The organism is Aureivirga sp. CE67, from assembly GCF_015767245.1.
Classification (GTDB): Bacteria; Bacteroidota; Bacteroidia; order Flavobacteriales; family Flavobacteriaceae; genus Aureivirga.
Genome location: NZ_JADOTV010000005.1, coordinates 187,595 through 209,783, shown reverse-complemented (window position 1 = coordinate 209,783; position 22,189 = coordinate 187,595). Strand labels below are relative to the sequence as shown.

The following is a 22,189-nucleotide window of genomic DNA, read 5'->3' as shown; positions in this document are numbered from 1 at the left end:
ATTCATTTTGAATTACAAAAATACGTTAAATCTTGTTTATCTAGCGAAATCGTTTTTTGGTTTTTACTAACTTTAAGTAAGATTAAAAAGAATAAAAATTACTCTACCAAAATTTAAGTTTACCCCAAAAATTTTACAGATGAAGTGGAAGTATGTTTTATTCATTTTGTGCCTAAGCCTATTGTATGCTTGCAGCCAAAAAACTCGCAAATTACTACATGGAGGAAAAGTAAATAACTCCGATTTTAGACAAGAAATACCTTTTGATTATAGTTATGGCGTCCCGATAATAGAAGTCGAAATAGAAAATCAAACCTACCGCTTTTTGTTCGATACTGGAGCTCCAACAGTTTTAGATGTTTCCGTTGCTAAAAAATTGAAATATAATTCTATTGTCAAACAAAGAGTTTTCGATTCTCAAGGAAATAAAGAAAAAGAAAAATTCATTCAAATACCCAACATCAAAATAGGTGAAGTTCATTTTACAGATATTGGAGCAGTGATTTCTGATATTCAAAAAACTTTTGAAATTTCCTGTTTGAAGATTGATGGAATAATCGGTGCGAATTTGATGGGAAAAGCTTATTGGAAATTAGATTTCCAAGATCAAATGATTACTGTGAGTAGTCAAGAGTTTTTTGTTCCTGAAAGTGCTTTTACTTTAAATTTTAAACCTCAAAAAAACCAATTGACACCAAAAGTAGAAGTAAAAATTGATGGAAAAAAAATTAAAAACGTCTCTGTAGATACTGGTTCTAACGGAGCTTTTGATTTTGAAGAAAAAGATTATCCTGAGATTTTAAACAAAACACAAGACATACAATTATATGGTTCTGCTTCTGCTGGGGTTTATGGTAGAGGAAAAAATGAAGTACAGGTTTGGAGTAATATAAACAAGCTAACTTTTGGTGATCTTTCTTTTAAAAATCAAATTATAAGTTTTCAGAAAAATACGGCAAGAACTATCGGGAATGAGTTTCTGGATAATTATATTGTTTATTTTGATTGGAAAACAAATAAAATTCATTTGGCTGTAAAATCGAGATATGATTATGATTCAGTTACAAGTTTCGGTTTTTTCACTAAAATAGAAGATGATAAATTAAAAGTCGCTGCGGTAATTCAAAATTCCATGGCAGAAGAATTTGGAATAGAACCAGAAATGCAAATAATTTCTATTAATGGAAAATCTTTTGAAAACCTAGAAGGAAAAGAATGTTTTTATGCTTTTAATTCTCCTTTTCCAAACTCACATCAAATTCAGGTTTGTTTTTTAATAAATAATAAAAAAAGAAGTTTTACTTTTTATAAACAAAAGTTTTTATAAATCACTGAATATCAAAATTTTGTTAATTATAGATTAAATTTATGTTCGTATGCTTTTTTCGTATGAAGAAATCTATGATTTTAAAATATTTGAAATATCTTTGCAACAGAAATAAACAAAAATGACAAAATTTAATACATATACGTGTACCATTTTCAAACAGGTCTCAAAGAAGAGACAACTGTATAGGTATGCTGTGTGTATAAATTAAAGATATATTCTATTTAGATTTTTAAGGTATAGGGCCCAGCAATTTGATTGCTGGGCCTTTTTTTGTTGAATTAAATTAAAAATATGGAGAAATGTTATTATTTACTTCCTTATCAAAAGCAGTACGAAATGGCGCAAATAATTATGCTGCAACGTACAAAGGGCTATCAAAAGAAATTTGGTGGTTAGCACTTATTACTTTTATCAATCGAGCTGGAACAATGGTTCTTCCATTTCTTACGCTTTACCTTCAAGAAGATTTGAGGTTTTCACTATCACAAGTGGGAACAGTCATGGTCGTTTTCGGATTTGGATCCTTAGCTGGATCTTTTATTGGTGGAAAGCTTACCGACAGGATTGGTTATTATAAAGTCATGGTAGGAAGTTTATTCTTAACAGGTATTTCTTTTTTAATACTTCAATATATTGATACCTTCATAGGTTTCTGTATAGGAATATTTTTTACAATGGTGATAGCAGATACTTTCCGTCCGGCGATGTTTGTATCCATGAAATCTTATAGTAAACCAGAAAATACAACTCGATCTTTGACGCTGATTCGTTTAGCAATTAATCTTGGTTTTTCATTCGGACCTTTCTTAGGCGGAATTATTATTGCAGCTTTAGATTATAACGGATTATTCTGGGTAGACGGAATTACTTGTATTCTTGCGGTTTCTTTATTGTTTACAAAATTGAATCCTAAAAAACGTCCGAATTCTTTAGCAAAAGAAAATTTAGACGAAGATACTTTTGTACCTAAAACAAAGAAAGACAATACAAGAAACATTCTAATTTTTGCAGTTTTAATGTTGATGGTATTTTTAATGGCTGTATCTTTTTTACAAATGTTTTCAATTCTTCCACTTTATTATAGAAATGAGTACCAATTAGAAGAATGGGAAATTGGACTTTTTATGTCGATGAACGGATTATTGATTTTTATTCTAGAAATGCCTTTGATTCATTATATCGAGAAGAAATTGATTTCAAAAGTGAAAATGACAATTTTTAGTCTTGCGATGATGTTATTTAGTTTCTTATTTTTCAATTTTGGTCATGCGTTATTGATTCTAGTAATTTCGATGATTCTGATTACGTTTGGCGAAATGTTTTCATTCCCTTTTACAAACAAAATCGCAATGGACAGAGCTACAAAAGGAAAAGAAGGAAAATATATGGCAATGTATACAATGGCTTTTTCTTTTGCACATATTATCAGTGGTAAGCTTGGAACTTTTATGGTAGAAAATTATGGTTTTGAAGCAAACTGGTATCTGATGTCTATTTTACTTTTTGTTTCTGTTCTTTTAGGAGTAATTCTGAAAAAAGGTTTAGACATGGAAAAACAACAAACAACAGTTTTAAACGAAAATTTGGCAAAATCTGCTGCATAAAACAAAACCGAAGTAACTTTTTACTTCGGTTTTTTCTTTTACCAATTCTTATATGGATTTTTACTGATACAAGAATTATAATATTTTATATCTCCAGTAACTTCTTTTCCTAACCAATCAGGTTTTTCGAAAGTTTCATTTTCAGATTCTAATTCGACTTCTGCAATCAACAATCCTTCGTTTTCTCCTAAAAACTCATCTACTTCAAAAGTATGTTTTCCGGATTTTATTAAAAATCGATATTTTTCAATTTCTCCTTTTTCACAAAGATGAAATAAAGATGTTGCTTCTTCTACAGAGATTTCTTTTTCCCACTCAAACCTTGTAGTTCCTTCTTGGTTAGAAATTCCTTTGATTGTCAAAAAGGCTTCTTCATCTTTAACACGAACTCGTACAGTTCTGTTTTTATCTGAATTTAAAAAAGCTTGTTTTATATATTTTTTATCAAAAGCTTCTTTTTTAAAATCATCGTTTTTGACTAAAAATTTTCGTTCTATTTCCTGCATTTTAAAGATTTTTCAATTACTAAAATAATACTTTTCTTCTTTACGTTAATTATAGATATATTTGAACAAAATCCATACACTTAAAAATGAAAAAAATTTTATTCTTAATTCTATTAACCACTTTTTTTAATTCCTATGCTCAAGTAGATTACAGCGAAAAATGGGAAGCATTTTATTCATACAATAATGTAAAAGATTTTGTAAAAGTAGATCGAACAATTTACGCTATATCAGATAATGCTTTGTTCATTTATAATGAAGACGAAAAAACATATGAAACAATTTCTACTGTTCAAGGTCTTTCTGGAGATATTATTACTTCTATTTTTTATGACGAAGATATTGAAAGAATTGTTCTTGGACATGATAATGGTTTGTTAGAAATTATAGAAAAAGACCGTAAAATTCATATTGCAAAAGATATTGTCAACTTCAACTTTATCGGAGATAAAAGTATCAACCACATTACTCAATATGAAAATAGATTATTTATTTCTACTTCTTTTGGAATTGTAGAATATAATCTAGAAAAATTAGAGTTTGGATCTACTTTTTTCATCAATACAAACTCCACGGAAACAAAAGTAGTTAAAACAGTAATTTTAGATAATGATATTTATGCAGCAACTTCTGATGGTTTATTTAAAGCTGATGTTACGAGTGAATTCTTAATTGATTCTAATAATTGGGAAAAAATATCTAGTTCTGAAATAAACGCTATTGCTGTTTTTCAAAACAATATTAACGTTGGAATTGGAAAACAAATATTTAAAATAGAAAATGATGTGTTGGTTTTAAAATCTACTAGAAGTAATGATATTATTAATCTTACTTCTAACACTGAACAATTGGTTGTATCTTTTGAATTTGGGATGAATGTACTTGACTCAAATTATAATACTCTTTCAGGTGTAGGAACAGGAATCAATGGTTTAAAATTCAGAGTTAATAATTCATATACTTATGAAAATAAATTTTATGTAGCAACTGATAGTAAAGGAATTTTAAATTCTTCTATTTATTCTTTCGTAAATATGCTTAAAATTCATCCTGATGGACCTTCTTCAAATAAAATATTTTCATTAGAATCTCAAAATCATAATATTTGGGCAGTATATGGTGGATATAATCAAATTTATACTCCAGAAGAGAAAAGAGCAGGATATAGCCATTTTGATGGAGAGACTTGGAATAATATTCCTTATGATGAAAATTTAAAAATGACTGATTTAGTAAGTATAACAATTAGTCCAGAAAATCCAGAAATTGCTTATTACAGTTCTTGGGGAGAAGGAATATTAGTTACTGAAAATGATGAGCCTATTCAAGTTTGGAATGAAACTAATTCGACTTTAGAATCATTAACGACAAATTACAGAGAAATAAGAATTGATGGAAAAAGTTTTGATAGAGATGGTAATTTATGGGTTTCAAACTCTTGGAATGTTAGGAATATTCATAAATATTCTGTTGATGGAGAATGGACAAGCTATGAAGTTCCTACTCTTAATACAAATTATGGGATCAATGAAATGGTAATTGATGAAACTAATACTATCTGGGTTGGAACAAATAATTTAGGTTTAGTTGCATATAATCCTAATGATAATATTACAAAAAGATTCTCTCTGAATTCTTCTAAAGGAAACTTACCTAGTGAAAACGTAAGAACTATTGCTATTGATTCTGACAACACAATGTGGATTGGAACAAAATTAGGTTTGGTAGTTTATAGAAATGCTCCAAACGTAGTAAATGTAAATCAATATGCTGCAGAACCTGTTATTATTTTAGATGATGGTATTCCAAAGAAACTTTTAGGTGAACAAGTTATTAATTCTATTGCAATTGATGGATCCGATAATAAATGGTTTGGAACTAGAAACAGTGGAGTTATCAATACAAATTCTTCGGGTGAAGAAACTTTAAATATTTTCACAAAAGATAATTCACCACTTCCTTCTAATACTATTTTAAAAGTAAAAATTGATAATATAAATGGTAAAGTTTATTTCTTAACAGATAAAGGTCTTGTAGCTTATAATAGTAATGTAGTACCTTTTTCGGATGGTTTAGAAGAAGTATATGCCTACCCAAATCCTGCTACAAAAGAACATAATGAAGTAACAATTGATGGTAGATATGGAACACATTTACCAAAAGGAACAAATGTAAAAATATTAGATGTTGCTGGTAATCTTGTGTTCGAAGCAAATGCAGATGAAGGAGAATCTACAACCGGAGGTAAAATTGTATGGAATAAAAGAAACCTTGCTGGTAGAAAAGTTGCTTCTGGAATCTATATTGTATTACTAACTACAGAAGACCGTAGTGAAACACAAATGACTAAAATTGCGATTGTAAATTAGGCACATGAGTTCCAAAACAAAAGCAATAGTTCTTCAAGCTATAAAATATAAAGACACAAGTCTGATTGTCAAATGTTATACAGAACAATTTGGTAATCAGACTTACCTTTTAAAAGGAGTTCTGAGTAACAAAAAAGGAAAAATCAAAGCAGCCTACTTTCAACCTTTAACAATTCTTAATATCGTAACAAATCCTTCAAAAAAAGGAGATATGAATTTTATTAAGGAAGTTACGGATGTCTATCATTATAAAAATATCTATATCAGTATTGTAAAGCAAACAATTATTTTATTTTTGTCGGAAGTTTTGCAAATGTCTCTAAAAGAAGAATCAGAACATAAAGAACTATTTGAGTATATAGAACATAGTTTGAAATGGTTTGACACTCAAGATAAAGTTGCTAATTTTCATATTTTATTCCTGTTTAAATTAACCAGATTTTTAGGCTTTTTTCCAGATTTAAGCGAAAAAAATGCAAATTATTTTGATTTAAAAGAAGGACGATTTACAAATCAATTTGATTTTGAATGTATTGAAGGTGAAAATTTAACAATTTTTAAACAGTTGGAAGGCATAAAATTTGATGGGATTTCAATGCAATATTTTACAAACATTGAAAGACAAAATCTACTAGATTTATTGTTAAGATTCTATGAATTACATATTGCAAATTTTAAAAAACCCAAATCTCTAGATATATTAAAATCGATTTTCCAATGAATCAAAAATTATTATTGTTTCTTTTTTTTATACAATTCACTGTTTTTGCACAAAAAATTAGGGTATATGAATCAGGAACATTATCCCCTATTTCTCATGTAGATATCTATAATTTCGATGGAAAAAAATATGTCTATACTAATGATAAAGGATATGCTGATATTACTGAATTTCAAGAGCAAGACACGCTGTTTTTTAATCATATCAACTATGATGAATTTCAAATTATAAAAAAAGATATCAATCTTCATAATCCTGCAATATATCTTCATAAAAAATCAGAACAATTAAACGAAATTATACTTTCTGCTTCTAGAGGAAAATTAAGTCGTGATGAAGTTGCTGAGCAAGTTGTAATTGCTACAAGATTTGAAATAGAGAAATTAACTCCACAATCTTCAGCAGATTTATTAGATAAACTACCGGGTGTAAAGGTTCAAAAATCTCAATTTGGTGGTGGAAGTCCTGTAATTCGTGGATTGGAAGCAAATAGAGTTTTATTGGTTGTAGATGGAATTCGAATGAATAATGCTATTTACAGAACAGGACATCTTCAAAATTCTATCACTATCGCCCCTTCTGTTTTAGAAAGAACGGAAATTTTATTCGGGCCATCTTCTGTACTTTATGGTTCAGATGCACTTGGTGGTGTTGTCCATTATTACACAAAAAAACCTAGAACATCTGATAATAAATTCAAATACAAAGCAGGTGTTTTTTCGAGATTTGGTAGCGTGAATGAGGAATTTACAAATCACTTTAACCTAGAATTACAACATAAAAAATTTGCAACATTTACAAGTTTCACACATAGTAAATTCGGAGATTTAAGAATGGGGAAAAATAGAAACCATGATTTTGATGATTGGGGACTTGTAAAAGATTATTCTCAAAATACGGATACTTATTATACCGAAAATCCATCATTAAACAATGATTCTCATATTCAGAAAAACACAGGATATTCTCAAACAGATTTCATTCAAAAAATCTTTATTCCTTTTTCTGAAAGAACAAATGTTACCGTAAATTTCCAATATTCTAAATCTTCTGATATTCCAAGATTTGATAAACTAGCGGAATATTCAAAAGGAGAATTAAAGTTTGCAGAATGGTATTATGGACCACAAGAAAGATTCTTAACAGCATTACAATTCGAAATTACTCCTGAAAAAGAATACATGAAAAGTGGAACTATCACACTTGCATATCAAAATATTAATGAATCAAGAGTCCAACGAAAATTTTCTAGTCTAAAACGAGCTTATAGAGATGAAAATGTAGATGTTTTTAGTTTAAATGGAGATTTCTTTTTACCCCTTTTTAATTCAAAGAAGCAAAATTTAGCATACGGATTTGAAGTAACACATAACGATGTTGGCTCAGATTCTTACGGAAGAACTTTAGATGTTGCTGGAAATTCAATTATAGGATATGGAGATAATTTCGTTGTTCAATCTAGATACCCAGATGGAGGAAGTACTTATTCTACTGCTGCAGTTTACTTAGACTATAGAAAAGATTACAATAAAAAATCAACCTTAAATATGGGAGTTCGTTTTACAGGAACAAGTCTTTCTGCAAAATGGGAGGATGATACTTATATCCAACTTCCAGATAACGATATTACATTAAATAATGCTGCTGTTACTGCAACAGTTGGATATGTTTACAAACCTTTTGAAAATATACAGTTTAATAGTAGACTTTCTTCTGGTTTCCGTTCGCCAAATGTGGATGATATTGGTAAAATTCGTGAAAAATCAGGAAGAGTAAGTGTTCCAAATATTCACTTAAAACCAGAGTATGCTTATACTGGAGAAATCGGAATTTTAAAATATTTGAACAAGAAAAATATCGTTATTGGAGCAAATGTTTATTATACGTTATTAGATGATTATATCACTCGTGAAGATTTTTCTTTAAATGATTCTCCAACTATTTTATATGATGATGAAGAAGTGGTTACTTATGCAAATGTAAATAAAGGATCTGCTTTTATTGCTGGTGGAACTTTAACTGTAAAAGGAATTATAAAAGGAAACTGGAACACAAATGCTTCTTTAACCTATACAAAAGGAAAAACATATGATACAGATACGCCTTTATCATCTATTCCTCCTTTGTTCGGAAATGTTGGTTTTGGATATAATAATGGAAAACTTGATACTTCTTTAAATTGTAGATTTAATGCAAAGAAAAATGTGTCGGATTATAATTTAATAGAAGGTATTGATAATGTTGAACAGACACCTGTTATAAATGAAAATGCAGAGGAAGATATTGATAAATATTATGGTTCCCCAAGTTGGATGACTTTTAATTTTTATTCTAAATATGGTCTAACAAAAAATATCGATTTACAATTAAATGTTGAAAATATATTCGACATTCACTATAAAGAATTTGCTTCAGGAATTAGTTCTCCTGGACGAAATTTTATTTTAAGTGCTTATTTCAATATTTAGAGAAAACATACATAAAAACTCATAAAAGTCAATTCTTTACGGAATTGGCTTTTTTATTTTATTAAAACGATACCTTTGCAAAAAATCAATTTATTTATCATGAAAAAAGCTATACTATTAGTTATTTTATTAAGTTCATTTTCTGTTTTTTCACAAAAAGTGAAACTTGAATTAAACTTAAAAAAAGGAGAAACATATCTACAAAACTCAAATATTGAATCATTAGTTCATCAAAATGTAAATGGTGTTGATGTTGATGTTAAAATGAATATCCAAAGTCTATCTTCATTTTTAGTTTTAGAAGAACTAGAAAACGGATATTTAACAAAATGTACTATTGAAAAAATAGCAACATCTGTAAATATGCCTGGAAATTCGGTGACATTATCTTCAGAAGATGAATCAGCTCTTGATCCTACCTCTAAATTCTATAGGCTATTAAAAACTGAATCATTTTTAGTTACGATTTCAAAAAAAGGTAAAGTCATTTCTTTCGAAAACCTAGATTCACTTTTTGATCGAACTTTCAAAAAAGGAGATTTTAGTAATTTAGAAGCTGCACAATTAAAACAGATTTTTGAAGCTTCATTCAACGAAAAAAAACTAAGAGGAAGTATGGAAATAATTACAAAAATATTTCCTGGAAATAATAAAAATAAGATTGGAGATACTTGGGAATTCGATTATGAAATAATTACAAATACCAATGTTCATGTAAATTCAAAATATACACTTACAGAAATTGATAAGAAAAAAACTTATACAATTGAAGGAAATGGAACTATGAAAACAGACCCTAATGCTGATTTTATTCCTACAAATGGATTTTATGCAAAACCTAATCTTTCTGGAACAATAAAATCTATAATCTCTATTGATGCAAAAACAGGTTGGATTATAAAATCTACTATCATTCAAGAATTAGACGGGAATACAGAAATAAAAACGACCCCAGAAGGACCAGTTGAAATGAAAGTTCCTATGAAAACCACTACAGAAACTATAATTACTGATATTTAAAATAAACTAAAAAGGAGGTATTTTTCAATACCTCCTTTTTAATTATACCTTTTGATTATTTAATCTGTAATCTCAATAGACGTAAGAATAATCAACGGAATCTCCATCGCCACTTCGCCTTCTTGTGTATATTTCACTTTTGTTTCTCCTTTCAAATGCTGTGTAGATGTTAACTTTTTTATCCATCCTGTTTTAGCATCCAAAATAATAGTAGCATCGTAGTTTCCTTCTATTTGAGGCTTGACATAAACACCATTAGAAAGGAAAAAAGAACCATTTGCATCTGACTTTAAAGTTCCTTTTACTCCTATTTTATTCTCCGTTTTAGAAGAACTTATAAATTCATAACTATTCTGCATTCCAATCTCAGTATTTGAAACTTGGGTAATATTTCTTTCCCAAGTATCCCCTACTTTCACCTTGCTTTCTGGATAAATTTTTAGATTTAATTCCATATTACTTTTGATCTGTTCTTCACCAAAATTTTCATCAAAACTTTGCTTTAAAGTATTTCTATCAAATTCTGAAAATTCTCCTTTTTTAAAAATTCGATCAACAAGTCCATTTAGATTTTTAACTGAAATAATTCTTCCGTGTTTTGAAATTTCTATTTGAAATTCTTCATTTTTCAACAAATTATAAAACTTAGAAGTTGGATCATTTGGGACTAAATTTTCAGAATCTACAGTCTTCTTCCCTTGTGGAGCCTCGATTTCTGAAATGATACTAACATATTCACAGTTCATTAAATACTTATCATTTTTTAAATCCATTACTTTAAAACCGATAGTAGAACTTGTTTTGACCTTCACATTTATGTCCATTCCCTGAACTTTTTGGTCAACTTCTGTTGTATTAACAGATTTTTGATAATATATTTTTCCTTTCTCTAAGTTTAACTCTAAACTTACTCTTTGTGCATTTACTTGAAAAGTAAAAATTGATATAATTATAAATAGTATAAATTTTCTCATAACTCTATAAGTGTTTGATTCACATTCGATTCTATTAAAGTTAAGTTAAAAATCAATACGAAATTGGAGAAGAAAGTTATATTTACATGGTTTTATTTTAATTGTTTCATATAATACAATTTGTTATTTATAACTGTTAAAATATAAATTTAAATAAAAAATAGCACAAGGTGTTCTTTTTTGTACATTTGCGATAGATGATTAGGAATTAATCAATTAATTCCGAAAATTTGCAAAAAATTATACAATATAATAACTAATAAAAATGAAAATAGCTGTAGTTGGCGCTACTGGAATGGTAGGTAGCGTTATGTTAAAAGTTTTAGAGGAAAGAAACTTTCCTATTACTGAGTTAATCCCTGTTGCTTCCGAAAGATCTATCGGAAAAGAAATTAGTTTTAAGGGAAATTCCTATAAGATTGTAGGAATGCAACAAGCTATTTCTTTAAAACCAGAGATTGCAATTTTTTCAGCTGGTGGAGGAACTTCTTTAGAGTGGGCTCCAAAATTTGCAGAAGCAGGAATTACTGTAATTGATAATTCTTCTGCTTGGAGAATGCATCCTGATCATAAATTAGTGGTTCCAGAAATCAATGCAAATGAATTGACAAAAGAAGATAAAATCATTGCAAACCCAAATTGTTCTACAATTCAATTGGTAATGACTTTAGCTCCACTTCATAAAAAATATAGAATCAAAAGAGTAATTGTTTCTACTTACCAATCTATTACTGGAACTGGTGTAAAAGCTGTACAACAATTAGAAAATGAATATGAAAACAAGCAAGGAGATATGGCTTACCATTATCCAATTCACAAAAATGCCATTCCACATTGTGATGTTTTCGAAGATAACGGATATACAAAAGAGGAATTAAAACTAACAAGAGAGCCTAAGAAAATTTTAGGTGATGATAGTTTAAAAATTACTGCTACAGCAGTAAGAATTCCAGTTGTTGGAGGACATAGTGAAAGTGTAAACATCGAGTTTGAAAACGATTTTTCTGAATCAGATATTCGTAAGATGTTAAACGACACAGACGGAATTGTTGTTCAAGATAATATTGATACAAACACATACCCAATGCCAATTTATGCAGAAGGTAAAAACGAAGTATTTGTAGGAAGAATTCGTCGTGATTATTCTCAAGAAAATACAGTTAACATGTGGATTGTTTCTGATAATTTAAGAAAAGGAGCTGCTACCAACGCAATACAAATCGCAGAATATTTAGTTGCGAATGATTTAGTATAAAATATAATTTACAATCTTATATATTTAAAGCCTGATAGGAATTAGTTCTATCAGGTTTTTTTTGTTTTAAAATGTTTTTCACATTTATTTCACAGAGATATTCAGTAACTTAAATAAACTATTTATGACAAAAAAATAAAACTTTGAAATTCTATTCTGAACATCCAAAAGGACTACTTTATTTATTTACTTCAGAACTATGGGAGCGTTTTGCTTTTTATGGTCTGCGAGCTCTTTTGGTACTTTATATGACACAAAAATTAATCATGACAGACCGAAATGCTTTCGGAATTTTTGCAGCATATATGAGTTTAGCATATGTCACTCCACTTTTTGGAGGAATAATCGCAGATAAAATTATAGGATTACGAAGAGCCATTATTTTAGGTGGAATTTTGATGAGTATCGGTTATTTTCTTTTAATAATTCAAACTCCTTTTTTCTTCTATACGGCATTAGCAATTATCACTGTTGGAATTGGTTTTTTTAAACCAAATATGTCTTCTCTTACAGGTTCTCTCTATTCTGTACATGATAAAAAACGAGAATCTGCATTTACTATTTTTTATTTAGGAATCAATGTTGGTGGAGCTTTAGGACCTTTAATTTGTGCCTGGCTAGCGATTTCATATGGTTGGCAATATGGATTTTTTGTTGCAGGAATTACAATGTTGATAGGATTATTAATGTTTCTTCGAGGTTTGAAAAAAGGCGTTTTTCAAGACAAAGGAAAAATTCCACAAAAAAGTGTTTTTAATCAAAAAAGATTTGGGATAAAGCAAGGAGTTCTTGTTAACATCTTTTCATTATTAGTTGTTCCTATTCTTGGGCTCGTGATCGTTTTTCATCATTATCAAAAATATTTAGTTGCAATTGTTTTCTTTTTAATTGTTGCAATCATGTTTTTACTTTCTAGAAAAATTACCAAACCAGAAAAAAAACGATTAGGTGCTGTTTTTTATTTTGTCATATCTGCTGTTGTTTTTTGGACGCTGTTTTATCAAATAGGAAGTTCTTTAACCATTTTTGCTCACAAACATGTCAATTTAATTGGAATTAATGCAGCACAAACAAATAGTATCAATGCAGGGTTTATCATGTTACTTGCCTTGCCTTTTTCTTGGCTTTGGACTTATTTAAACAAAACAAAGAAAAACCCAAATGCTGCTGTTAAATTTAGTATCGGAATTATTTCACTTGGAATCGGTTTTTTAATCATGGGAATGTCTGGACATTTTGCAGATACGAATGCAAACGTTCCGATGATTTTCGTATTCGTAGGGTACTTCTTTCTTACAACTGGTGAATTATTTGTTTCGCCAATCGGACTTTCTAAAATGGAAGCTTTATCTCCAGCAAAAATGACGACATTTATTATTGGGGTTTGGTTTTCAGCATCCTTTTTCGGTCATTTTTTTGCAGGAAAAATGGCACAATTAATAACTAGAGTACGCCCAAGAGAAGCAGATTCTATTTTCAATACATTTTTAGAATTTGTAACAGGAATTTCTCATACAGATTTTGCAAACCAACATTTTCGAAACTTATATCGATTTGTTTCTGTTTTTGCTGCTTCCGGGCTTATAGTAATATTAATTGGAATTTTAGCATTTTGTATTTCCCCTAGAATTAAAAAATTAATGAAATAAAAAAGTCTGTCAAAATACTCTGACAGACTTTCGAATTAATTAGTAGTAATAAAAATATAAAGTAAAAAAATTTACTTTGTTCTTTTCAGCTTCAAAATTAGTAAAATAACTCCAAATAAAAAGATCCAAAATAAATCTACACTTGCTACAAAGATTAATCCTTTAGAAAATGCTGTCCAGATCCAGTCTCCAGTAATTATTCCATTGGCAATGGGAATTAATAAAGCGAAGATTGCTGTCAACATTAATCGGTTTGAAAATATCTTTTCTTGCTTTTCAAAATAAGCTAAAAGTGAAAGAAGCAACCAACCTCCGAAGAAGATACTGTTAACGATAAAAGTTCTTCCTTCTAATGTAAAAGGCACAAATTTGTTTGCTAAAAATAGAATGGCAATCGCAGGAAGTAAAGAAGAAGTGATTGTTAAATATGATTTTGTTACTTTCTTATGAAAAACTTGTTGTGCTTCCGTATATCGGTTGTTTTGTCTTGCTTTTTGCCAAATTAAAACTCCAGAACTAATCACAACACAAGTCATAATTGCAAGAATGAAATAGATAATTTTTAGAAAAAACCCACCATAATTTGCAAAGTGAAGTTTGATAATTGAATTATAAACTGCTTGACTATATTCTTTTTCATAAGGAATTATAGATGTCAAAACTTCTTCTGTTTTCAAGGATTTTGTAATATTTCCATCTCCAACTATTCCTTCATGATCATCTAAAGTTACTGTAATAAATCCGTCCTCTTTTTTATAATGATGCAAGTTTATTTTTCGAACTTCGAAATCTTTATACTCATTTTGAACTGAATTTAAAATCGGAAGAATCTTCCCAGAATAATCCATTTCTTTTGCTTCTTCGTTTAAAACAATACTATGTTCTGGTTCAATATTTTCAAAAATTGGTTCCGTTTTCCCATCAAACAGTACAAGTGCGCTTGGAAGTAACAACAAATTCAACAAACCAAAAACAGCTCCTGTTGTTGCGTAAATAATTTGAAAAGGAATTCCAATAACTCCTAAAACGGTGTGTGACTTTGTCCAAACTTGTTTTAATTTTCCTTTGGTAGAAAAATCACTGAACTTTGCTAAGATGTTCTTCCAATGAATACAAATTCCTGTAATCGTTGCAAACAAAAAGAAGAATGCAACAAATCCTGAAAGGTATAATCCTAAAGTTGGAATTTGATCAAAATAATGTAGTTCGTAGATAGTTTCTGCTACAGTAGTTTTGGCTTTATCATGATCTGTAATTTCATAAGAAATTGGATGAACTCCAGCATAAATTCCTTCATTCTCTTCAGATTTTCCATAAAAATAAACAAAAGGATATTTTTTTGTTGGGTAGCTCAATGTGAATTCTTTGTTCAAATCCACACTTGGATATTCTTTTTCTACAGCATCTAAAATTTGTGGAAAATCAATTTCTTTTGGTATTTCAAATCTTGCTTCAGGGTTTTCCCAAGTATAAATTTCGTCTTTAAACAAAGAAAAAGAACCAGCAAAAAATATGATAAAAAGTGCGAAACTGATTACAATTCCGGAAACTGTATGAGTGTGAAAAAGTATGTTATAAGATCTTTTCGATAGGCTTTTTAATTTCATTTTAGTAAGTAGATGATAAACGATAGAATAAGAATTGAGATGCTATAAATTAGCCAAACGTGTTTTCCTTTTCGGATTAAAAATGCAAAAACTAAAAATGCAACCCAAAGTAGAAACGCACTGTATGCCGAGGTCATAACCAGAATACTTTTGTTAGTAATAATTAGTCCAATAATCAGATGGAAACAAATACTCAAAAAGTATCCACCAACAACTCCAGCCGAAATTTTCAAAAATCGATTTGTTTTGTCTGATAAATATTTTGTTTGTGCAGGCATCTTAAAAAATATTAAAACTTATTATTCCTAAAAAAATCGCTAAAAATAGATAGATGAATTTTCGATCAATTTTCAACAATGTAACTAGTAATGCGTAAGTGCATAAGGCTGAGAAAATAAAAATCATCACGGCACTTAAAACATCAAATTCTTTTCTAAGTAAATCGAACGAAATATAGAAAGAGATTAAAGACAGGATGTTTAAGGGAGTGTTATATTTTTTAGATATATGATAATTTTTTGTAAAATTTTCTGGAAAATATTTTGATTTACTGTATAAAAAAATATTTCCTATAAAAATTGGTAAAATATACATGACTTCACTTTTGGTGAAACAAAAATATTATATTTATTTAAACTAATTATAAATAATATAAGAAAAATACTATTTTTGTCGCATCATAAATCAAGAAAAAGTGAAAAAACTACTACTAATTATATTTTTAATTCCTTTATTATCAATAGCTCAAGTAAATAAAGGAGCACTTTATGGAAAAATATATGATGAGAAGAAATCTCCGATTGCATTTGCTACAATTGTACTTCAAAACACAAAATATTATGCAACTTCGGATGAAAATGGAATTTATAAAATAGAGAATATTCCTTTTGGAAATTATATGGTAGAAATTAGCTCTATTGGTTATAAAAAAACTGTTTTAAGTATCAAAATTCAAGGAAATGTTCAGAAAAATTTTTCGATGAAGACAGAAACGGAAAATCTGAGTGAAATTACCATCAAAGGAGAAAAAACAGCAAGAGGTCAAAGTCAAAAAGCATTAAATATTGCAAGTGTAGATGTGCAAAATGTTTTGACAAAATCTATAGAAATAAAAGATGTTTTAAATAAAAACTCAGGAGTTCAGATTAGAAATTCGGGTTCTTTAGGAGATCGTAGTGAAATTTCGATTAATGGATTGAAAGGAAATGCAATCAGAAAATACATTGATGGAATTCCATTAGAATATTTATATCCAAGATTGAATATTTCAAATATTCCGCTTTCAAACATCAAAAGAATTGACATTTACAAAGGAGTTCTTCCAGTTTCTGTAGGAACGGATGCACTTGGTGGTGGAGTAAATATCATCACAAGTCAAAAGAAAAAAAGTTATTTAACAGCTTCATATTCGTATGGATCTTTCAATACGAATATAGCTAATTTGGATTTTGCTTTGTTCAGTAAAAAAGATAATTATATCAAATTCTTTACAAACTGGAGTTATTCAGATAATGATTTTGAGTTTGAAACAGTTGTATTAGAATCGAATAAAAAAGAAAAAGTAAAACGTTTTCACGATCGTTATCGCTATTTAATCAACTCTTTAGAAGTTGGAACAATTAATAAAAAATGGGCGGATAAAGCTAGTATTTCTTTCAATTTTACAAATTTAGATAAGCAAATTCAGAATGGTGTTCAAGTAGAATCTAAAGCAATTGGTGCTGCTTTTTATGAAGGTCAAAACTATGGTGTAAATTTGAAATATGAGAAAAAAATAACGGACAGAATTGAAGCTAAAACACATTTTAATGTAAATCAGCAAAATCTAAAATTAGTGGATACTGCTCGTGCAATTTATAGTTGGTCAGGTAAAATCATTGGATATAATATTCAACCTGGAGAGTTAAGCACAGGAGGAAGTAACCAAGATCAGACAATCGATAGTTATGTAAATCGTACAAATTTTGATTTCAATTCTGACAATGAAAAACACCAATTTACACTGAATAATTTTGTTGCTTTTCAGAGAAGGAAAATCGAAAATCATTTAAATCCTGCTCAAAATAATGACAATGAGAAATTATTGAAAAATATTTTGGGAGCTCAATATACTTTTAAGCCAATTGAAAAATTAGATTTAAGTGTTGCAGGAAAGTATTTTTATAATGAATTGGTTGGTTTAGAAAATGAAAATCAACAAGAAATTAAGGTAACAGACGAAAATTTTGGTTGGAATGGAAGTTTCAGATACAAATTTTCGGATAAGTTTTTAATTCGTGGTTCTTATGAAGATGCTCTTAGAATTCCGGATTTCTACGAATATTTTGGAGATGGAATTATTATTTCTCCAAATACTGCGCTTGTTCCTGAAAGAAGTGAAAACTTAAACTTAGGTTTTATTTTAAAATCAAAACAAGATATCAAAACGTCTTATATTTTAAAAGTAGGAGGATTTTTAAGACAACAAAAAGAATTGATTCGTCTAAATCCTAATATTCCTGCACATTATGAAAATGTTGAAAAAGTAAGAAATAAAGGTTTTGAAACAGAATTGACCGTAAAATTCTTAAAATATTTTACGCTGAATACGAACGTAACTTATCAAAGTTCAGAATTCAGAAGTTCGTATGAAAATCAAGATGATTTTATTGGAACACAAGTTCCGAACATTCCACAGTTTTTTACAAACACGGAATTGATCTTTTCTTATCCAAGTTTATTCCAAGAAGACGATACATTTAAAGCATTCATTTACCATAATTACGTTGACGAATATGCTGTGATTCCAGTAACGAAATCTAGTATTCGAAATCCAGATGTGTATGTTCCTACACAACAAATTATAAATACTGGAATCACTTATATTTTTCCGCAGAAGACTTGGACAGCTTCTTTTATCGTAAATAATTTATTAGACAACGAAGTTTATGATTTCTATAAAGTTCCGAAACCTACAAGGAACTATCATTTTAAATTAATCTACAATATCAATTTTAAGAACTACTAAACACTAAATATATCATGAAAAAAATGATTCTTAGCCTATTTATGGCTTCTCTTTTAGTTGGAACTACATCATGTTCAAGCGATGATGATTCAACACCAACAACTCCTCAAGAGCAAAACAAAACAGAAGGATTTATCATTACTTCGACTACATATGCTCAAGGGAACAATAGTTATTTCGGAGGATATTTTGAAGAAATCCCTACGGATGCTTTAGACATGACTAAAGAAAAACCTTTCATTAGTTTTAATGTTGAAACACAATATAAAAATGCAATTTTCGGAACAGCTACGGATGGTAGTGATGCTTTCGTAAAAATCGTTGCAGATGAAAACGGAGAAGTTGTAGAGCAAGGAAGAATTGCAACTGTAGACAGAGTTGGTTCTGCTGCTGTGATTAATGATGAATTAGGTGTTTATTCTTTAATTAACGGAGTAGACGTTTATATGTTTAATCCAACAACAATGACAAATCTTGGAAAAATTGACATGACAGGTCAAAAAGTTTTCCCAGATAACGAAAGAAATACTTACTATAATTTTATTTATAGACCACAAGATAACAAGTTATTCGCACCACTTTCTACAGTAGATCAAGATACACAACAATTCTATGATGCTTCTTCAATTTATGTAGAAGTTATTGATTTAAATACAAAGAAAAGAGTTGCTACTGCAGAATATCAAGGAGCGATGGATCCTTACACACGTGGAATGAACAACCCTGTTGTAGATGAGCAAGGAAATATTTTCATCTTAGCACAAGGTTCTTACGGATTAGACGGAAGAGTTGGACCTTTAGCAACAACGGAATCGCAACCCCAAGTATTAAAAATTCCTGTAGGATCAAATGATTTTGATGAAAACTATAGCTTCAATCCTGTAGTTGCTGCTGGATTTGGAACAAATGTAGTACACATGGCAACTGGATTAACTTATGGAGCAAACGGAAAAGCTTATGCTTGTTTAAATGCTGTACCAGATGATCCTAGAGTTTTAGAATTATTACAAAAATTAGCAACTGGAACTGCTACACAAGCAGAAGTTCAGGAATTATATCAATTGGTGATTTATGGGCCAACAATGAAGTGGGCAGAAATTGATTTAAACTCTCAATCTGCTACTTTCTTAAATGGAACGCCTGTTACAGCTGGATTCTCTTATCCTGTTGCTGTAACTTATGGAAACAAAATCTACATGCAAAACATCAACCAAGATGAACAAATCAACGGATTCTATGAGTATGATTTTGCAACACAACAAATCAAACAACTTTACACAATCTCAAACGGTGGTGTAGCTGAATATTTTGTAAACCTAGCTGGTGAGTAAATTTGTATATTAGACTATTATTTTTGGGAAATTATAATAGTTAAAAGCTTCATTCTTCTTTTGGAAGAGTGGAGCTTTTTTTAATTATTTACATACCACATCCAAAGACAATCCTGATAATCGGTAAACATGTGAAATAATAAACCTACTCCAACAATTCTTAGTTTTGGAAAAAATAGCATTCCGAAATAAAAAGCGATTGCATAATAAGAATGTAATGGATGAAAATTAATACTACACCTTCCTGGAGCAAAAATGGGTGTTGCAAACAAATGATCCAAATCTACCAACATCGTTAAAATCATAATCAGCCAAGCTTGTTTCCAGTTTTTTCTAAAAAAAATATAAGCAATCAGACCAGGAACAAGAAAGTGTAAGCTATAATGAACTATTGGTTGTAATATTTCTAAGAATTGACTCATTTTTTATTTGAATTAATTGCAAAGATACCTTTTTTATAAAGGTTTTCTCCCCTTGAAATTAAAGTCGAAAACTCCTTATTTAGAATTATTTTAAAGAAAAGTTTTGCAGTTTGAAAAAACTAGTTACTTTTGCTTTTATTTAGATTGAATAAAAATAAGGTAAACCAGATTCAAAATGTCAGTATTCTTATTATTGTTTTTTATTACTGCAATTCTATACACTTTTGTACATATTTCTTTGGCAGAAAACCGCTGGATAAAGTTGATTTCTATCGCTATTCCTATGTTTTTTATTGTTGGGATTTATTCTTTTTCAGCAAAGCAAAATAGCCAAACAATGGAAGAGATTTTAAATCTTGCAGGAGTGGTTTCTTTAGTTGCAATTTTCCAGATTTTTGAAGCTTTTATTCAAATAATCTTTTCTCTTATTCAACTGAAAGGACATTTTATTACCAAGAAAAAACAATTGACAAATTGGATTCCTGTCTTCCCATCTTTTTTATTTATCATCGGAATTTTTTTCACACAAACACTTTTCTTTTTAGAAATACACAATATTAATTATTTCTACTTGTCTTTAATTTTCGCACTAGGAACTGGAATCATACTGTTTTTAGGAAGTTTTTTAAGCAAAATCATTATTAAAGACTGGGGAACAAGAGCAGAAGTGAAAATCCTAATTGCACTTTTTCAATTGTTATTAGCCATGTTTTTGCCACTGATTGTGAAAGGAACAAAAATTCCATTTACACAATTAACCATCGAATGGTTCCCGATTACTTTCACTTTTGGAATCATCGGAATTTTCGCTATTCTCGGTTACTTTTTTTATCAAAAGAATATTCAAATAAATTTCTTCAAGAAGTTTTTCCACAAATAAATTACACAGATTATGGATAGTATTACAAATATACTTTATTGGGTTTCTACAGGGTTATTAATTCCTGTTATCGCATTATTACTTTTCGGTTTTGTACGCGCATTGATGTTGTTAGGAGGATTTTTCGGAATGTATATCAATCGATTAAAATATGAAAGCCATATCCAAGATTTTCTAAAACAATTCTCGGAAAATAAAATCACTGAAAACGATATTCAAGAGAAAATTACAGGAAATAAATTATTCAAAAATCACCTTTTAGAAATCGTTAAATATAAGTCAAACGAACACCATATTGAAAAGATTTTATCGGACTTCGAAATCGCTTCTGAAAAAGAATTAAGTAGTTCAAAATCTTTAGCAAAATTAGGTCCTATGGTTGGTCTGATGGGAACTTTGATTCCTCTTGGTCCTGCTTTAGTTGGTTTGGCAAATGGAGATATCGCTTCGATGGCGCAAAACATGCAAGTTGCCTTTTCAACAACAGTTGTAGGGATTTTCGCTGGAGCAATTGGTTATGTAACGCAATTGGTGAAACAACGCTGGTTTATTTCAGATTTGAACAATTTAGAATTTTTAGCAAATACTTTAAAAAACAAAAACTAAGATGCAAAGAAAAAAACGATTGTTACAAGCTGGAGATGATGATCCGATGTCTGGAATGACCAATTTATTTGATATCGCAATGGTTTTTGCAGTTGCGCTGATGGTTGCTTTAGTTTCTAGATTTCAAATGACAGAAATGTTGACTAAAGATGATTTTACAATTGTGAAAAATCCTGGAAAAACAAATATGGAAATCATTCAAAAGAAAGGAAAAACCATCGAAAAATATAAAGGTTCCAAAGGAAGTTCGGAAGGAAAAGGAAAGAAAGTTGGAACTGCATATCAATTAGAAAACGGAGAAATTATCTACGTACCTGAAGAATAAACAATTTTACAATTGATTTTTTAGTGGTAAAATTCTTTTAACCCATCTCTAAAATAACGGAGGATTTTATTTACTAAAAATGTTGATTGTAAGATTTCACTATACAATTATATAA

18 protein-coding genes are annotated in these 22,189 nt (G+C 29.3%); 13 read left to right on the top strand and 5 right to left on the bottom strand.

Annotation, left to right across the window (positions count from 1 at the left end; all coding sequences use genetic code 11):
- Positions 1–139 precede the first annotated feature (139 nt).
- A complete protein-coding gene (locus I0K12_RS08960; protein ID WP_196887241.1) occupies positions 140–1,327 on the top strand; it encodes a retropepsin-like aspartic protease in 1,188 nt (395 codons plus the stop codon).
- 302 nt (positions 1,328–1,629) lie between these two features.
- Positions 1,630–2,934: an MDR family MFS transporter gene (locus tag I0K12_RS08955; RefSeq protein WP_196887239.1), complete on the top strand. Its 1,305-nt coding sequence runs from the start codon at positions 1,630–1,632 to the stop codon at positions 2,932–2,934.
- A gap of 38 nt (positions 2,935–2,972) precedes the next feature.
- On the opposite strand, the gene I0K12_RS08950 is transcribed toward I0K12_RS08955, so the two are convergent.
- Positions 2,973–3,440, bottom strand: coding sequence for a CYTH domain-containing protein (locus I0K12_RS08950; protein WP_196887238.1), 468 nt, complete (start codon positions 3,438–3,440; stop codon positions 2,973–2,975).
- A gap of 86 nt (positions 3,441–3,526) precedes the next feature.
- Here I0K12_RS08950 and I0K12_RS08945 point away from each other — a divergent pair, with 86 nt between their 5' ends.
- The 4 genes from I0K12_RS08945 (at position 3,527) to I0K12_RS08930 (ending at position 10,018) form a co-directional block, all read left to right on the top strand.
- Positions 3,527–5,809 (top strand): two-component regulator propeller domain-containing protein, encoded by a 2,283-nt coding sequence (locus I0K12_RS08945; RefSeq protein WP_196887236.1) that lies wholly within the window; start codon positions 3,527–3,529, stop codon positions 5,807–5,809.
- A 4-nt stretch (positions 5,810–5,813) separates the two neighbouring features.
- A complete protein-coding gene (recO, locus tag I0K12_RS08940; protein WP_196887234.1) occupies positions 5,814–6,530 on the top strand; it encodes a DNA repair protein RecO in 717 nt (238 codons plus the stop codon).
- Positions 6,527–8,998, top strand: a complete 2,472-nt coding sequence (locus tag I0K12_RS08935; RefSeq protein WP_196887232.1) for a TonB-dependent receptor plug domain-containing protein — start codon at positions 6,527–6,529, stop codon at positions 8,996–8,998. Before recO ends, I0K12_RS08935 begins: the two co-directional genes overlap by 4 nt.
- Before the next feature lie 99 nt (positions 8,999–9,097).
- Positions 9,098–10,018, top strand: coding sequence for a DUF6263 family protein (locus I0K12_RS08930; RefSeq protein WP_196887230.1), 921 nt, complete (start codon positions 9,098–9,100; stop codon positions 10,016–10,018).
- 59 nt (positions 10,019–10,077) lie between these two features.
- Here the strand turns inward: I0K12_RS08930 and I0K12_RS08925 are convergent, their stop codons facing one another.
- Positions 10,078–10,992 carry a DUF6263 family protein gene (locus tag I0K12_RS08925; protein ID WP_196887228.1) on the bottom strand — a complete coding sequence of 305 codons (915 nt, stop codon included), beginning with the start codon at positions 10,990–10,992 and terminating at the stop codon, positions 10,078–10,080.
- A 265-nt stretch (positions 10,993–11,257) separates the two neighbouring features.
- On the opposite strand from I0K12_RS08925, the gene I0K12_RS08920 reads away from it, so the two are divergent.
- The gene (locus tag I0K12_RS08920; protein ID WP_196887226.1) at positions 11,258–12,247 is read left to right on the top strand and encodes an aspartate-semialdehyde dehydrogenase; all 990 of its coding nucleotides are present in this window, start codon (positions 11,258–11,260) and stop codon (positions 12,245–12,247) included.
- Between the two features lie 143 nt (positions 12,248–12,390).
- Positions 12,391–13,896, top strand: a complete 1,506-nt coding sequence (locus I0K12_RS08915; protein ID WP_196887218.1) for a peptide MFS transporter — start codon at positions 12,391–12,393, stop codon at positions 13,894–13,896.
- A gap of 71 nt (positions 13,897–13,967) precedes the next feature.
- Here the strand turns inward: I0K12_RS08915 and I0K12_RS08910 are convergent, their stop codons facing one another.
- Positions 13,968–15,503 (bottom strand): PepSY-associated TM helix domain-containing protein, encoded by a 1,536-nt coding sequence (locus I0K12_RS08910; protein ID WP_196887216.1) that lies wholly within the window; start codon positions 15,501–15,503, stop codon positions 13,968–13,970.
- Positions 15,500–15,781, bottom strand: coding sequence for a hypothetical protein (locus I0K12_RS08905; RefSeq protein ID WP_196887214.1), 282 nt, complete (start codon positions 15,779–15,781; stop codon positions 15,500–15,502). Before I0K12_RS08905 ends, I0K12_RS08910 begins: the two co-directional genes overlap by 4 nt.
- Positions 15,782–16,197: 416 nt before the next feature.
- On the opposite strand from I0K12_RS08905, the gene I0K12_RS08900 reads away from it, so the two are divergent.
- Together I0K12_RS08900 and I0K12_RS08895 are read left to right on the top strand one after the other, a co-directional pair.
- Positions 16,198–18,510, top strand: coding sequence for a TonB-dependent receptor (locus I0K12_RS08900; protein ID WP_196887212.1), 2,313 nt, complete (start codon positions 16,198–16,200; stop codon positions 18,508–18,510).
- Between the two features lie 14 nt (positions 18,511–18,524).
- Positions 18,525–19,841, top strand: a complete 1,317-nt coding sequence (locus tag I0K12_RS08895) for a hypothetical protein (protein WP_196887210.1) — start codon at positions 18,525–18,527, stop codon at positions 19,839–19,841.
- A gap of 80 nt (positions 19,842–19,921) precedes the next feature.
- Here the strand turns inward: I0K12_RS08895 and I0K12_RS08890 are convergent, their stop codons facing one another.
- The gene (locus I0K12_RS08890) at positions 19,922–20,263 is read right to left on the bottom strand and encodes a DUF6122 family protein (RefSeq protein WP_231372727.1); all 342 of its coding nucleotides are present in this window, start codon (positions 20,261–20,263) and stop codon (positions 19,922–19,924) included.
- Positions 20,264–20,438: 175 nt separating this feature from the next.
- Between I0K12_RS08890 and I0K12_RS08885 the strand changes: the two genes are divergently transcribed.
- From I0K12_RS08885 to I0K12_RS08875, 3 genes are read left to right on the top strand one after another with little or no spacing between them, the layout of a single operon-like run.
- Complete coding sequence (locus I0K12_RS08885; RefSeq protein WP_196887208.1) at positions 20,439–21,143, top strand: hypothetical protein; 705 nt, start codon at positions 20,439–20,441, stop codon at positions 21,141–21,143.
- Positions 21,144–21,155: 12 nt separating this feature from the next.
- On the top strand, positions 21,156–21,749 hold the full coding sequence (locus I0K12_RS08880) for a MotA/TolQ/ExbB proton channel family protein (RefSeq protein WP_196887206.1): 594 nt from the start codon (positions 21,156–21,158) through the stop codon (positions 21,747–21,749).
- A gap of 1 nt (position 21,750) precedes the next feature.
- The gene (locus tag I0K12_RS08875) at positions 21,751–22,074 is read left to right on the top strand and encodes a DUF2149 domain-containing protein (RefSeq protein ID WP_196887204.1); all 324 of its coding nucleotides are present in this window, start codon (positions 21,751–21,753) and stop codon (positions 22,072–22,074) included.
- Positions 22,075–22,189 lie beyond the last annotated feature (115 nt).

Excerpts from the sequence above, each read along its gene's own strand:
- I0K12_RS08960 (WP_196887241.1), top strand. The coding sequence starts at position 140 with ATGAAGTGGAAGTATGTTTTATTCATTTTGTGCCTAAGCCTATTGTAT.
- I0K12_RS08955 (WP_196887239.1), top strand. The coding sequence starts at position 1,630 with ATGTTATTATTTACTTCCTTATCAAAAGCAGTACGAAATGGCGCAAAT.
- I0K12_RS08950 (WP_196887238.1), bottom strand. The coding sequence starts at position 3,440 with ATGCAGGAAATAGAACGAAAATTTTTAGTCAAAAACGATGATTTTAAA.
- I0K12_RS08945 (WP_196887236.1), top strand. The coding sequence starts at position 3,527 with ATGAAAAAAATTTTATTCTTAATTCTATTAACCACTTTTTTTAATTCC.
- recO (WP_196887234.1), top strand. The coding sequence starts at position 5,814 with ATGAGTTCCAAAACAAAAGCAATAGTTCTTCAAGCTATAAAATATAAA.
- I0K12_RS08935 (WP_196887232.1), top strand. The coding sequence starts at position 6,527 with ATGAATCAAAAATTATTATTGTTTCTTTTTTTTATACAATTCACTGTT.
- I0K12_RS08930 (WP_196887230.1), top strand. The coding sequence starts at position 9,098 with ATGAAAAAAGCTATACTATTAGTTATTTTATTAAGTTCATTTTCTGTT.
- I0K12_RS08925 (WP_196887228.1), bottom strand. The coding sequence starts at position 10,992 with ATGAGAAAATTTATACTATTTATAATTATATCAATTTTTACTTTTCAA.
- I0K12_RS08920 (WP_196887226.1), top strand. The coding sequence starts at position 11,258 with ATGAAAATAGCTGTAGTTGGCGCTACTGGAATGGTAGGTAGCGTTATG.
- I0K12_RS08910 (WP_196887216.1), bottom strand. The coding sequence starts at position 15,503 with ATGAAATTAAAAAGCCTATCGAAAAGATCTTATAACATACTTTTTCAC.
- I0K12_RS08905 (WP_196887214.1), bottom strand. The coding sequence starts at position 15,781 with ATGCCTGCACAAACAAAATATTTATCAGACAAAACAAATCGATTTTTG.
- I0K12_RS08895 (WP_196887210.1), top strand. The coding sequence starts at position 18,525 with ATGAAAAAAATGATTCTTAGCCTATTTATGGCTTCTCTTTTAGTTGGA.
- I0K12_RS08890 (WP_231372727.1), bottom strand. The coding sequence starts at position 20,263 with ATGAGTCAATTCTTAGAAATATTACAACCAATAGTTCATTATAGCTTA.
- I0K12_RS08885 (WP_196887208.1), top strand. The coding sequence starts at position 20,439 with ATGTCAGTATTCTTATTATTGTTTTTTATTACTGCAATTCTATACACT.
- I0K12_RS08880 (WP_196887206.1), top strand. The coding sequence starts at position 21,156 with ATGGATAGTATTACAAATATACTTTATTGGGTTTCTACAGGGTTATTA.
- I0K12_RS08875 (WP_196887204.1), top strand. The coding sequence starts at position 21,751 with ATGCAAAGAAAAAAACGATTGTTACAAGCTGGAGATGATGATCCGATG.